Origin of the sequence: Bradyrhizobium sp. ISRA442, from assembly GCF_038085055.1 — a bacterium.
Taxonomy (GTDB): domain Bacteria; phylum Pseudomonadota; class Alphaproteobacteria; order Rhizobiales; family Xanthobacteraceae; genus Bradyrhizobium.
In genome coordinates this window covers 111,281-124,473 of the sequence record NZ_JALGCN010000018.1, presented here as the reverse complement: position 1 = coordinate 124,473, position 13,193 = coordinate 111,281, and the positions used below count along the sequence as shown (strand labels likewise).

The 13,193-nt window shown below is 64.3% G+C and carries 12 protein-coding genes; 3 read left to right on the top strand and 9 right to left on the bottom strand.

What is annotated here, in order from left to right; all coding sequences use genetic code 11:
- Positions 1-119 precede the first annotated feature (119 nt).
- The 5 genes from MTR72_RS29820 to MTR72_RS29800 all read right to left on the bottom strand — a co-directional run bounded on the left by MTR72_RS29820 (position 120) and on the right by MTR72_RS29800 (position 2,754).
- Entirely contained in the window at positions 120-605 is a 486-nt protein-coding gene (locus MTR72_RS29820) for a F0F1 ATP synthase subunit B family protein (RefSeq protein WP_280967008.1), read from the bottom strand.
- Positions 606-610: 5 nt separating this feature from the next.
- Positions 611-1,177 (bottom strand): F0F1 ATP synthase subunit B, encoded by a 567-nt coding sequence (locus MTR72_RS29815; protein ID WP_280967007.1) that lies wholly within the window; start codon positions 1,175-1,177, stop codon positions 611-613.
- A gap of 60 nt (positions 1,178-1,237) precedes the next feature.
- On the bottom strand, positions 1,238-1,468 hold the full coding sequence (locus MTR72_RS29810) for a F0F1 ATP synthase subunit C (protein WP_007599451.1): 231 nt from the start codon (positions 1,466-1,468) through the stop codon (positions 1,238-1,240).
- Positions 1,469-1,521: 53 nt separating this feature from the next.
- Positions 1,522-2,271 carry a F0F1 ATP synthase subunit A gene (locus MTR72_RS29805; protein ID WP_280967003.1) on the bottom strand — a complete coding sequence of 250 codons (750 nt, stop codon included), beginning with the start codon at positions 2,269-2,271 and terminating at the stop codon, positions 1,522-1,524.
- Positions 2,272-2,379: 108 nt separating this feature from the next.
- Positions 2,380-2,754 carry an AtpZ/AtpI family protein gene (locus tag MTR72_RS29800; RefSeq protein WP_280967002.1) on the bottom strand — a complete coding sequence of 125 codons (375 nt, stop codon included), beginning with the start codon at positions 2,752-2,754 and terminating at the stop codon, positions 2,380-2,382.
- A 359-nt stretch (positions 2,755-3,113) separates the two neighbouring features.
- On the opposite strand from MTR72_RS29800, the gene MTR72_RS29795 reads away from it, so the two are divergent.
- Positions 3,114-3,650, top strand: coding sequence for a hypothetical protein (locus MTR72_RS29795; RefSeq protein WP_341511646.1), 537 nt, complete (start codon positions 3,114-3,116; stop codon positions 3,648-3,650).
- Between the two features lie 146 nt (positions 3,651-3,796).
- The gene (locus MTR72_RS29790) at positions 3,797-4,270 is read left to right on the top strand and encodes a secondary thiamine-phosphate synthase enzyme YjbQ (protein ID WP_280967000.1); all 474 of its coding nucleotides are present in this window, start codon (positions 3,797-3,799) and stop codon (positions 4,268-4,270) included.
- Positions 4,271-4,341: 71 nt separating this feature from the next.
- Here the strand turns inward: MTR72_RS29790 and MTR72_RS29785 are convergent, their stop codons facing one another.
- Positions 4,342-5,931, bottom strand: coding sequence for an MFS transporter (locus tag MTR72_RS29785; RefSeq protein ID WP_280971142.1), 1,590 nt, complete (start codon positions 5,929-5,931; stop codon positions 4,342-4,344).
- A gap of 328 nt (positions 5,932-6,259) precedes the next feature.
- Here MTR72_RS29785 and MTR72_RS29780 point away from each other — a divergent pair, with 328 nt between their 5' ends.
- Positions 6,260-6,931, top strand: coding sequence for a response regulator (locus MTR72_RS29780; protein ID WP_280966999.1), 672 nt, complete (start codon positions 6,260-6,262; stop codon positions 6,929-6,931).
- Between the two features lie 47 nt (positions 6,932-6,978).
- On the opposite strand, the gene MTR72_RS29775 is transcribed toward MTR72_RS29780, so the two are convergent.
- The 3 genes from MTR72_RS29775 to MTR72_RS29765 form a co-directional block, all read right to left on the bottom strand.
- On the bottom strand, positions 6,979-10,488 hold the full coding sequence (locus tag MTR72_RS29775; protein ID WP_280966998.1) for a PAS domain-containing hybrid sensor histidine kinase/response regulator: 3,510 nt from the start codon (positions 10,486-10,488) through the stop codon (positions 6,979-6,981).
- Positions 10,489-10,923: 435 nt separating this feature from the next.
- On the bottom strand, positions 10,924-12,153 hold the full coding sequence (gene hemA / locus MTR72_RS29770; protein ID WP_280966997.1) for a 5-aminolevulinate synthase: 1,230 nt from the start codon (positions 12,151-12,153) through the stop codon (positions 10,924-10,926).
- Positions 12,154-12,333: 180 nt separating this feature from the next.
- Complete coding sequence (locus MTR72_RS29765; protein ID WP_280966996.1) at positions 12,334-13,065, bottom strand: GntR family transcriptional regulator; 732 nt, start codon at positions 13,063-13,065, stop codon at positions 12,334-12,336.
- Between the last annotated feature and the right edge of the window lie 128 nt (positions 13,066-13,193).

Below are 13,193 nucleotides of genomic sequence, written 5' to 3'. Positions count from 1 at the left end.
TGGAATACAGGATCGCCCGCCTTCGCGGGTGATGACGCCCGATTTGCGGATGCATCGCCATCAAACAAAAAAGCCGGCGCTTTCGCGCCGGCTTTTTTGATTCGTGAAGACGAAAGCCCTTAGTTCAGCTTCTGCCGGACCTCGGTGATGCTCTTGGTGAGCAGGTCGTCGGCGACCTGGCCCTTGACCGACTGCGACAGGATGGTCGAAGCGGCCTGGACGGCGGCTTCCGCCGCGGCGGCGCGGACGTCGGCCAGCGCCTGAGCCTCGGCGAGCGCGATCTTGCTCTCCGCGGTCTTGGTGCGGCGGGCGACGAAGTCTTCCATCTTCGCCTTGGCGTCGGCCGCGATGCGCTCGGCTTCGGCCTTGGCGTTGGCGACGATGTCGGCAGCCTCGCGCTCGGCCGTGGCGCTGCGCGCCTTGTAGTCCGCGAGCACCTTGGCTGCCTCCAGCTTGAGGCGCTGGGCGTCGTCGAGCTCGGCCTTGATGCGGGCGGCGCGATGATCGAGCGTCGTCAGCAGGGTCTTGTGGATCCCGAGATAGGCGAAAATCACCATCAGGATCACGAACGCGACGGCGACCCAAAACTCAGGTTCGAGGAACATATCGGCTAACCTTTCAGGGACGCATCGACCGCGGCATTGACCGACGCCGAGTCGGGAACGATGCCCGTGAGCCGCTGCACGATCGTGCCGGCCGCATCGGCTGCGATGCCGCGGACATTGCTCATGGCGGTCGCGCGGGTCGAGGCGATGGTCTTCTCCGCCTCTGCAAGCTTCGCGGCCAATTGCTGTTCCAGCGACTTGCGCTCGGCTTCCGCCTGTGCGTTCAGCTTCTCGCGGGTCTCGTTGCCGATCGCTTGTGCCTTGGACCGTGCCGAAGCGAGCTCGGCCTCATAGGCCTTCAGCGCTGCGTCGGACTGATCCCTCAGCTTTTGAGCTTCGGCGAGATCGCCCTCGATCTTGTTCTGACGCGCCTCGATCACGCCGCCGACACGCGGCAAGGCGAGCTTGGACACGATTACGTAAAGCAGGACGAAGAAGATCGCCAGCGACACCAGTTGCGAAGCAAAGGTGCTGCTTTCGAACGGCGGGAAGCCGCCGCCGTGGTGACCGCCATCGGCCTCGGTGTGGGCATTGGCCTCCGGGCCTTTTGCCCCGCCATGACTCTCAGCCATGGGTTTCTCCTGTTGCTTTCAAGCGCGCCGCCCGAGGTTTCGAGCGGCGCGAGAACGTCCTCAGAGCGGAACGAACAGCAGAAGCAGCGCGATCAGCAGCGAGAAGATGCCGAGCGCTTCGGTCACGGCGAAGCCGAAGATCAGGTTGCCGAACTGGCCCTGGGCGGCCGACGGGTTGCGCACCGCTGCGGCGAGGTAGTTGCCGAAGATCACGCCCACGCCGACGCCCGCACCGCCCATGCCGATGCACGCGATGCCCGCGCCGATAAGTTTTGCTGCTGCCGGATCCATTTTAGACTCCTTGGAAGAAAGATTGGGTTGTGGGTGGAAATTCCCCGGACCGCTCAGTGTCCCGGATGAATGGCGTCGTTCAGGTAGATGCAGGTCAGGATCGCGAACACATAGGCCTGGAGGAACGCGACCAGGAGCTCCAGCGCGGTGAGCGCGACGGTGAGCGCCAGCGGCAGCACGCCGCCGATCCAGCCGATGGCGCCGAGCGAGACGCCGAGCATGGCGACGAAGCCCGCGAACACCTTCAGCGCGATGTGACCGGCCAGCATGTTGGCGAAGAGACGGACGCTGTGGGAGACCGGCCGCAGGAAGAACGACAGGATCTCGATGAACATCACCAGCGGCAGGATGTAGCCGGGGACGCCGTGGGGAACGAAAATCTTAAAGAATTTCAGGCCGTTCTTGTAGACACCGTAGATCAGGACAGTGAAGAACACCAACAGCGCCAGCGCCGCCGTGACCACCAGGTGGCTCGAGACCGTGAAGGTGTAGGGAATGATGCCCACCAGGTTCGAGACGCAGATGAACATGAAGATCGAGAAGATCAGCGGGAAGAACTTCATGCCTTCCGCGCCGGCGGTCGAGCGGATGGTCGACGCCACGAATTCGTAGGAGATCTCGGCGACGGACTGGAGGCGTCCGGGAACGAGCTGCGTGCCGCTGGCGAGCATCAGGATCGAGATCACCGCGACCGCTACCAGCATGTAGAGCGACGAATTGGTGAAGGCGATCGTGTGGTTGCCGATATGGCCGATCGTGAAGAGAGGCTCGATGTTGAACTGGTGGATCGGGTCGATTTTCATCCGCGCGGCATCTCTCGGTCTGCCGGGCAAGCCGGCTGGTCTCGGTCTGCCGGCCGGGCCGGCCCGTACCGGCGAGGCCGGCACGATCAATTCCTCTGGCCGGATCGGCTACGAACCGCCGCGTCTGTTTTGACCCGCCCCCGCCGACCTCACCACGTTCACCACGCCAGCCACGAAGCCCAGCAGCGTGAACACGATAAACCCGAAAGGCGACGTCGACAGCAAGCGGTCGAACCCCCAGCCAATCCCCGCTCCGACAACGACGCCGGCGATCAACTCGGAGGATAGCCGGAAACCAAGCGCCATCGCCGAGGCTCTGGCCGCTCCGTCTCCACCGTCACCTGCGGGTTGCTCGGTCTTGATCCTGCGGTCGCGAATTTCGGACAACCGCTGACTAAGACTTCCGAGCCGTTCGGAAAGCGCAGCTTCCTCGGGCGACTTATCGCCATTTCCATTGTCGCCGTGTCCCGTGCCCTGTGTCATGCAACGAAGACCCGAAACGCCGCGGCTGAATGGAAATTACGCCCAACACCCTCAAAAGCCGCGCGGACCATACTGATGGCACATAATCAAGTCAAGCCAAGTCACGATTGCGTCGTGTTCTGTTATATCATTGATTTATTTGGTGATATCGCCGCGCGCGCCAGCGCTGCACACAGCGTGACGCCGCACCGCAGCAGGTCTCTTTGCGATCCGCCGATACGGCCGCCATTTCCGGGATCAAACCGGCTGCTGCGCCGGTTGATTCCAAAGGCGCGTTTTCCGCGGCGAAGCCGTGCGCCTTCGTCCGCGCGGGTGTAGAATTGCAAGTGTCCACAAGCGCGTCGTGGCGGAGCAGTACGATGAAACCAGCAGCGACGTCATTGTTGAGAACATGGGTCTCGAGAGCACGCTCCTTGGCGGCGGCGATCGCCGCGGTGGTTGCGATCGGCGGCCAGGCGGCCGCGCAGTCCGCGCCCGACGCTGAAAACGGCCGTTACGCGATGACGCCGATCCCAGAGGGCGTGCTGCGGCTCGACACCCGCACCGGCACGGTTTCGACATGCACCAAGAATGGCGCCGGCTGGGCCTGCTACGCGGTACCCGACGAACGTTCCGCGCTTGATGCCGAGATCGGCCGCCTCCAGGTTGAGGTCGAGAAGTTGAAGGCGGAGCTCGCGACTGGGCCGACCGTGTCGGGCAAGGTCGACGAGGCGCTGCCGAAATCCGATCAGTTGAAGAAGGCTCCCCCGAAGGTCGCCGAAGGCGACCGCCGGATCGAGATCCCGCTGCCGAGCGACCAGGACATGGATCGCGTGATGTCGTTCCTGGAACGGGCCTGGCGGCGGCTGATCGAGATGGCCAACCGCGTGCAGAAGGACGTGTCGGGAAAGATTTGACAGGCTTTGTCGATGTCGTCCTGGCGAAAGCCAGGACCTCCACGGCCTCTGTGTTTTTCTCGGTGCGCGTCGCCACCTTTCGCCATCACGGGCATTTTGGGTAATGGGTCCTGGCTTTCGCCAGGACGACGTAACGAGAGTCGTTCATGACATCAGCAAGATCGCTGACGCGCTCCGCGCCATCCACGGTAGAGGCCTCCACCATCACCTCGTCGCTGCTGACGGTGCAGACGCAGAGCCGCGGCTTCACCGATCTCACCGGCGAGGCGGCGAAGTTCGTCACGGAGGCCCGCGCCGGGACCGGCGCACTGACATTGTTCATCCGTCACACCTCGGCCTCGCTGACGATCCAGGAAAACGCCGATCCTTCCGTGCTCGTCGATCTCACCACCGCGCTGGCGCGGCTCGCGCCGGAGAACGCGCCCTGGACCCATGACACCGAGGGGCCGGACGACATGCCGGCGCACATCAAGACGATGCTGACGCAGACCTCGCTCAACGTGCCGGTCCTGAACGGCAAGCTCGCACTCGGGACGTGGCAGGCCATTTATCTCATCGAGCATCGCAAGCAGCCGCACCGGCGCGAGGTGGTGCTGCAATTCATCGGCGCGACTTCATAAACAAAACGGCCGCGGGAATCCCGCGGCCGCTCGTTTCAGACAGCCGGAGCGTAGGTCCGGCTGATCGGCGACTAGATTTGCTTGATGTCGACGTCCTTGGTCTCCGGCAGGAACAGGAAGCCGACGACAAGGCTCATTGCGGCGATCGCAACGGGGTACCACAGCCCGGAATAGATGTTTCCGGTCGCGGCCACGATCGCAAACACGGTCGCCGGCAGGAAGCCTCCGAACCAGCCATTGCCGATGTGGTAGGGCAGCGACATGCCGCTATAGCGGATGCGGCTCGGGAACAGTTCCACCAGCCATGCGGCGATCGGCGCGTAGACCAGCGTCACGTAGATCACCAGGATCCAGAGCAGGACCGTCGTCATGACATAGTTGATCTCGTTCGGATCGGCTGAAGCCGGATAGCCGTGTGCCTTGATCGCTGCGGGCAGGGCCTTGGCGAAATCCGCCGAGGTCGCAGTGAGGGTCTGCTCGCCGATCTTGACCGTGGCCGCCGTGCCCTTCGGCGGGTCCTGGGTCTGGTAGTTCACTGACAAGTTCACCAGCGCGGCTTTGGCAATGTCGCAGCCGGTGGTGAACTTTTCGGTGCCGGTGGCCTTGAACTGGAACGAACACTCGGCGGGATCGGCGATCACCGTCACCGGGGATGCAGACAGCGCCGCCTCCAGCTTCGGATTGGCGAAGTGGGTGATGCCCTTGAAGATCGGGAAGTAGGTCACCATCGCTAGCAGGAAGCCCGCTAGGATGATCGGCTTGCGGCCGATCTTGTCGGACAGCATGCCGAAGATGATGAAGAAGGGCGTACCCAGAGCGAGCGCAACCACGATCATGATCTGCGCCGGCACGGCCGGTACCTTCAGGGTCTGGGTGAGGAAGAACAGCGCGTAGAACTGTCCGCCATACCACACCACCGCTTCACCCGCGGTCGCGCCAAGCAGCGCCAGGATCGCGATCTTGGCGTTGTTCCACTCTCCGAAGGCTTCCGTCAGTGGACGCTTCGAGGTCTTGCCCTCCTCCTTCATGCGCTGGAACACCGGCGATTCGTTCAGGCTCAAGCGGATCCAGATCGAGATCGCCAGCAGAAGGCCGGAGAGCAGGAAGGGAATGCGCCAGCCCCAATCTCCGAAAGCTTCCTCACCCATGGCGGTGCGGATGCCAAGGATCAACAGCAGTGCCAGGAACAGACCGAGTGTCGCGGTGGTCTGAATCCACGAGGTGTAATAGCCACGCCGGTTCTGCGGCGCATGTTCGGCTACGTAAGTCGCTGCACCGCCATATTCGCCGCCGAGTGCGAGGCCCTGGATCAAGCGCAGGGCAATCAGCACGATCGGCGCGGCGATGCCCCAGGTTGCATACCCCGGCAACAGACCGATAAAGAAGGTGCCGACACCCATGAGCGTCATGGTGACGAGGAAGGTGTATTTGCGGCCGATCATGTCGCCGAGGCGACCGAAGATCAGCGCGCCGAAGGGGCGGACCGCAAAGCCGGCCGCAAAGGCGAGCAGCGCGAAGATGAAGCCGACATTGGGCGGGACGTTCGAGAAGAAGTATTTCGCGAGGAAGGCACCAAGCGTGCCGTAGATGTAGAAGTCGTACCACTCGAAGACAGTGCCAAGTGAGGAAGCGAAAATGACTTTTCGCTCCTCCGCTGTCATGCCTCGCGTGCGGACGTCGGCGCCCGCGGTCGCAGCCATCGTCATCAGTTTCGCTCCCCAATAGGTTGGTGCGCCCTGGTTTCCGGACTCGGCCGGATACCGCGGGCCTTGCTCTTAAGTAACATCGGCGTGAAACCCGCCCCAATACGACTTTCGGCCTTGCGCACTGACATCCACCTGACGCCGCCGCCGCCGGGTACCGTGCCTTGCGAATTAACCCCTTTGCAGCAAAGGGATAATGTGCACTTGCATGCCACGGCCGGCCGGGAAAGAATTGACCAAGGCGCCGGTCCGGCTTACTGGCCCGTCGAACCACAGCAAGAGATCGATGAACGCTCCCTCCACCCATCTCGTCATTGCCGATGATCATCCCCTGTTCCGCGATGCCCTACGGCAGGCCGTGGCGGGCGTCCTGACCTCGGCCAGGATCGATGAGGCAGGATCATTCGAGGATCTGACCAAGCTCTTGGAGCAGACGCAGGACGTCGACCTGATCCTGCTCGACCTCTCGATGCCCGGGATCTCGGGCTTTTCCGGCCTGATTTATCTGCGCGCGCAATACCCGGCGATCCCGGTGGTGATCGTTTCGGCTTCCGATGACAGTGCCACGATCCGCCGCTCGCTCGATTTCGGCGCCTCCGGCTTCATCCCGAAGCGTTTCGGTGTCGAGACGCTGCGCGATGCCATCCTCAAGATCATGGACGGCGATGTCTGGGTCCCAGCCGACACCGATCTGTCGGCCGTGGCCGATCCCGATATGACCCGCCTGCGCGACCGCCTGGTGACGCTGACCCCGCAGCAGGTGCGGGTCCTGATGATGCTGTCGGAAGGATTGCTCAACAAGCAGATCGCCTACGAGCTCGGCGTCTCCGAGGCGACCATCAAGGCGCATGTCTCAGCGATCCTGCAAAAGCTCGGCGTCGAGAGCCGCACGCAGGCCGTAATCGCCGCCGCCAAGATCGCCGGCGGCCAGTGGAAGCAGGGCACCCCGACGGGGTAGAGCCTTTGCTCCGTCATTCTGGGTTCGCTTCGCGCCCCGGAATGACCTTACTCCGCCGCCACCATCTGCTGCGTGCGCCACTGCCCGAGCAGGGCGCGGAGCGAGGCCGGCTTCAGCGGCTTATTCAGCACTGCGATATGCTCCTCGCGCGCGGCCACCTGCACGGCGGGGCTGCGGTCGGCGGTGATCAGGATCGCGGGAATGGCGTTGCCGAAGCGGCGGCGGATCTCGCGGATGGCGGCGATGCCGTTGCCGCGGTCGAGATGATAGTCGACCAGGAGGCCGGTGATGCGGCGGCCGGCGGTTTCGATCGCCGCGATCGCGGCTTCCGGATCGGCGACTGCGATGACCTCGGCGTCCCAGGCCTTCAGCAGCGTGCGCATGCCGTCTAGGATCGCCGCGTCGTTCTCGATACAGACGATCAGCGCGCCCGAGATCGGCCTGCGCGCCAGCGGCGTCGCGCTGGTCACGGCCGCGGTGTGGGTCACGGCCTTCGCCGTCGGCACGGTCACCGAGAACGCCGAGCCGCCGCTGGCATTGGCATCGATGGCGATGCCGTGCTTGAGCACGCGGGCCAGCCGCTCGACGATCGACAGCCCCAGCCCCAGGCCGCGCGCAATTCGCGCACCCTGTTCGAGGCGATGGAATTCCTTGAAGATCTCGCCGCGCTTGACGGCGGGGATGCCGACGCCGGTGTCGTAGACGTAGATCTTGAGCTGTTCGCCGCGGCGGCGGCAGCCGACCAGCACGCGCCCGCGCGGCGTGTATTTGATCGCGTTGGAGATCAGGTTCTGCAGCAGGCGCCGCAGCAGGAGCCGGTCCGACTGCACCGGCAGCGAGCATGGCACGAAGGCAAGCTCCAGTCCCTTGGCGCGTGCGATCGGCGCGAACTCGATCTCCAGCGAGCGCATCAGGTCAGCCATCTTGAAACTCGAGATCGAGGTTGTCATAGCGCCGGCATCGAGCCGCGAGATGTCCAGGAGCGCGCCGAGGATCTCCTCGATCGCCTGCAGCGATTCGTCGATGTTCTCGACCAGCCGGGTCTCTTCGCCGTTGTGCTGGCGCTCGACCAGGCTCGTGACATAGAGCCGTGCTGCGTTCAGCGGCTGCAGAATGTCGTGGCTCGCGGCGGCCAGGAACCGCGTCTTGGAGATGTTGGCGTCTTCCGCGGTGCTCTTGGCCAGCGCCAGCTCCGAGTTCAGCCGGGTCAGCTCCTCGGTGCGGTCGCGCACGCGCTTCTCCAGCGTCGCATTGGCGCGCTCCAGCGCCTCGGCCGCCTCGAAGGTGGGCGTGACATCGGTGAAGGTGATGACGAAACCGCCGCCGGGCATGCGGTTGGTCAGGACCTCGATCACCATGTGCCGGTCGGGCAGGCGCTCCAGGTACGGCTCGCTGTCGGTGGTGTAGGCCGCAAGCCGTAGCTCCAGCAGGGCGTCGCGCTCCGCCGGATCGGTGGGATTGCTCGCGCCCATGAATTCCAGGATCTCGCGCAAGGGCGTGCCGAACTGGATGAAATGCGGCGGCACGTTGAGCAGATCGCCGAACTGGCGGTTGGAGCAGATCAGTTGCAGGTCAGCGTCGAACACCGCGATGCCCTGGCGCACGTGGTTGAGCGCGGTCTGCAGGATCTCGCGGTTGAAGTGCAGCGCCGCATGGGAATCGTCGAGCAGTTTTAGCGCGGCTTTGGCCGAGACCGTCCGCTTGCGCAGCAAGAGCGACATCACGAGCCGGGACGACGCTGCCCCGATCGAGGAGGCAATCAGGTGCTCGGCGTGCTGCAACAGCTCGAAATCGGCGGGCGCCGTAGGCTCCAGCCGCATGTTGCGCCGCGCCGCGAAGGCCTCGAAGGATTGCCGCGCGCGGTCGGGCCCGAGATATTGCGCCACCGTGGCTTGGATGTCCTGCACCGTGATGGTGGTGCGCCAGCGGCGGAAGTTCGGGGCGATCGGGGCGAGCGTGTTGGGCACGAACAGATCGGCCTGAACGAGCTCGATCGAGGTCGGCCGCCGCGCCAGCGACAGTACCACATAGGTGAGGATGTTGAGCGACAGCGACCAGGCGACGCCGTGCAGCAGTGGCGGCAGATCGGCGCCGAACAGCGCCTGCGGCCGCAACGCCTCGATTCCGAATGGGCCGTGCAGCAGCAGCAGGATGCCCGCGGTCGAGGAGTCCATGAAGCTCGGCAGGAACAGCGTGTAGACCCACACCGCGAAGCCGACCAGCATGCCGCCGATCGCGCCGCGCGCGGTCGCTCGCCGCCACAGCAGTCCGCCGAAGAAGCTGGGCGCGAGCTGGGTGATCGCGGCAAAGGAGAGCAGGCCGATCGCCGCGAGCTGGGTATTGCCGAGCGCGCGATAATAGAAATAGGCCATCACCATGATGGCGAAGATCGCAAGCCGCCGCGAGCGCAGCAGGAAGTCGCTGAAATCGGCGCCGCCGGTGCGACCCTCGGGCCGTCGCTGCAGCACCAGCGGCACCACGAGGTCGTTCGAGACCATGATCGAGAGCGCGACACATTCGACGATGACCATCGCGGTCGCCGCCGACAGGCCGCCGACGAAGATGGCGACGCTGAGCAGCTCAGCGCCGCCCTCCATCGGCAGCGCCAGCACATACATGTCGGAATCGACGGCGCCGAACGGGAAGCTGACGAGGCCGGCGAGCGCGATCGGGATCACGAACAGGTTGATGGCGACGAGGTAGAGTGGAAACAACCAGCGCGCGCGGCCGACCTCGGCATCGGAGGAATTCTCCACCACGCTGACGTGGAACTGGCGCGGCAGCAGCATGATCGCGCAGAACGACAGCAGCGTCATGGTGAGGAAATTGCCGATCGAGGGCGAATAGTTGATCGCGCGCACCGCCTCCGGTGTCTTCATGGCACGCTCGATCAGCTCGTGCGGCGAGAACATCCAGAAGGTGACGAAGATGCCGGCGGCGAGGAAGGCGACCAGCTTGATGATGGATTCGGTCGCGACCGCGAGCATCAGGCCGTGCTGGTGCTCGGTGGCGTCGGTCTGCCGCGTGCCGAACAGCACGGCGAAAGCCGCCATCGCCAAGGTCACCATCAGCGCCATGTCGCCGAGGATCGGGATGTGGGAGAAAGCCTGGTCCTCGCTGAGGATCGTCTGCAGCGAAGAGGCCACCGCCTTGAGCTGGAGCGCGATGTAGGGCACCGAGCCGATGATCGCGATCAGCGCCACGGTCGCGGCCACCGCCTGGCTCTTGCCGTAGCGCGCGCCGATGAAGTCGGCGGTCGAGGTGATGTTGTGGGCTTTGGCGAGCTGGATCACACGGCGCAGGATGCCGGTGCCGAGCCCGATCATCAGCACCGGGCCGACATAGATCGCGAGGAAGTCGGTCGAGGTGCGGGTGGCGAACCCGACCGAGCCGAAGAAGGTCCAGGAGGTGCAGTAGATCGCCAGCGACAGCGGATAGATCAGCCCGGAGGCACGGCCGGGCTTGGCCGGCGAGCGGCGGTCGCCATGGCTCGCCACCAGGAACAGGAAGCCGATATAGCCGAAGGCGGCAGCGATCACGCCCCAGTCGTGCAGCATGGCGAGCGCGCTCTCCCTGGGCGCGAAACTTCGCGCCTGATCTCATTTTCCAAGCAAATTTAGCGCGTTAAGCGCCAGCAAGCGACAGCGAAATGCCCGAGGAGCTTAGGAACTATCATCGTCGTTAAGCCACGCCGCGCTGCCATGCGCGCGGCGTCCGCGCGAATACGGAGAGAGTCCCCGTGCGGCACCCCCTCCCTGACCCTCCCCCGCAAGGGGGGAGGGAACGGCGGGAATGGAGCGAGCGGCAGCAAAGCTTGCGAGGCAGTTAGCTCGGCTAGGCGACCAAACGGGTTTGATTGTAGGACTTGCGCATGTGCTCTCGGTCCATGCTGCAAGCACCGCTGCGCTCCCTCCCCCCTTGCCGGGGAGGGCTGGGGAGGGGGGTGGCCCCGGGGGCGGTACGAGTTGGATTTGGGAGCGGCGAAAGAAACCCTACTCCGCCGCCAGCGACTTCTGCTTGAGCGGCAGGCCGAGGCGGTCCCACACTTGCAGCAGGGCTTCGGCGAGCTGATCGATCAGGCCGTCGTCGTGATAGGGCGAGGGCGTGATGCGCAGCCGTTCGGTGCCCTTGGCGACCGTCGGATAATTGATCGGCTGGATGTAGATGCCATGCTGCTCGAGCAAGAGGTCGGAGGCCTGCTTGCATTTCTCGGGGTCGCCGACGAACAGCGGCACGATATGGGTGTCGCTCGACATCACCGGCAGGCCGGCGGCATTGAGGATCGCCTTGACGCGGGCGGCGCGGTCCTGGTGGCGCTCGCGCTCCCAGCTCGAGGTCTTCAGATGCTTGATTGCAGCGGTCGCGGCCGAGCAGATCGCCGGCGGCAGCGCGGTGGTGAAGATGAAGCCCGGCGCGTAGGAGCGCACCGCGTCGATGATCTGGCCGTTGGCGGCGATGTAGCCGCCGAGGCAGCCGAATGCCTTGGCCAGTGTGCCTTCGAGGATGTCGATGCGGTGCATGACGCCGTCACGCTCGGCGATGCCGCCACCGCGCGGGCCGTACATGCCGACGGCGTGGACTTCGTCGACATAGGTCATCGCGCCGTACTTCTCGGCGAGATCGCAGATCTTGGCGAGCGGAGCGACATCGCCGTCCATCGAATAGAGGCTCTCGCAGGCGATCAGCTTCGGCCGGTTCGGACCCGCCGCCTTCAGAAGCTCCTCGAGATCGGCGAGGTCGTTGTGGCGAAATACGATCCGCTCGCACCCGGACTGGCGGATGCCCTCGATCATCGAATTGTGGTTGAGCTCGTCCGACAGGATCAGGCAGTTCGGAATGAGTTTTGCGATGGTTGCGATGCCGGTCTGGTTCGAGACATAGCCCGAGGTGAACAGCAGCGCGGCTTCCTTGCCATGGAGATCGGCGAGCTCGGCCTCGAGCTGCACCAACGGATGATGGGTGCCGGCGATGTTGCGGGTGCCGCCGGCGCCGGTGCCGACCCGGGTCGCGGTCTCGACCATGGCGCCGACCACCTTCGGGTGCTGGCCCATGCCGAGATAGTCGTTGGAGCACCAGATCACGACCTCGCGCTTGCCCTTCGGCGAGTGCCACACCGCATGTGGGAACCGGCCGGCCATGCGCTCGAGGTCGGCGAACACGCGATAGCGCCGCTCGGCATGGAGACGATCGAGGGCGGAATCGAAGAACTGGCTGTAATCCATCGGCAAACCTGCAACGGAACCTGACCAAAGGGGCCGCATCTTCTTAGAGCTTTTCCAGCTCTAATGTCCATGCGCTATCCCACATTTGGGCCTGCGGGGCATTTGGGCAAAATGCCCTATCGGCGAAGGAACGGGCTTGATCCCGATCAAGCCCGTTCGCGGCAATTGGTTGCTGCCGGTCTAGCCGGCCTTGGCCCGCTTGCGCGGCTCGGCGCGCGCTTCCTTGGTTGCCGGCTTCAACCAATCCGAATTGCGCAGCGCGTGCACCACGCAATCATGGATGTGGGTGTGCAGTACCTTGGCTGCGCCTTTGGCGTCGCGCTGCAGGGCGAGCTCCTTTAGCTCGCGATGCTCGGCGGCCGCCATCTCGCCGCGGAACACGACGGCGATCATCTGGTAGCGCAGATAGCGGTCATAGACCGCGGCATGGGCGTCGAGCAGCACCTTCGATCCGCAGGCCGCAACGAGGGCGCGGTGAAACTGGAAATCACACTGCTTCCAGCTCTCGGCATCGGATTTTTCGCCTGACAGCAGCATCCGCTCCATCGCCGCAAGCTTGTGATGGGCGGAGACGATGCGGGCCTCCCAGTCGAGATCGCCGGCCGCGAAGGACTTTTCGATCATGTGGCCTTCGAGCAGCTCGCGCAGCTCCGCGATCTCCTGGAATTCGGTCGCCGAGATCGGGGCCACCTCGAAGCCGCGCTGGCCTTCGGCCACGACGAGCCCTTCCGAGCACAGCCGGTTCAGCGTCTCACGCAGGGTGGAGATGCTGGTGCCATAGGCGCCGCTCATCCGCTCCAGCTTCAGCTTCTGACCCGGCGTCAGCTTGCCAAAGATCAGGTCGGTGCGGATCCGGCGGTAGGCGCTGTCGCCCACCGTCTCGGCGCTCGTATCGGGAGATAGGTCCTGCATGCCTCATCCTAGCGCGTCGAACGTGCTCTTCGTCAAATTTCGTATCTTTATCAAGCGTTTCCTATATCATATGATAATATGAAAAATATCAGTTGATTTATATTTTGTCATACAAGTATGGTCCCGCC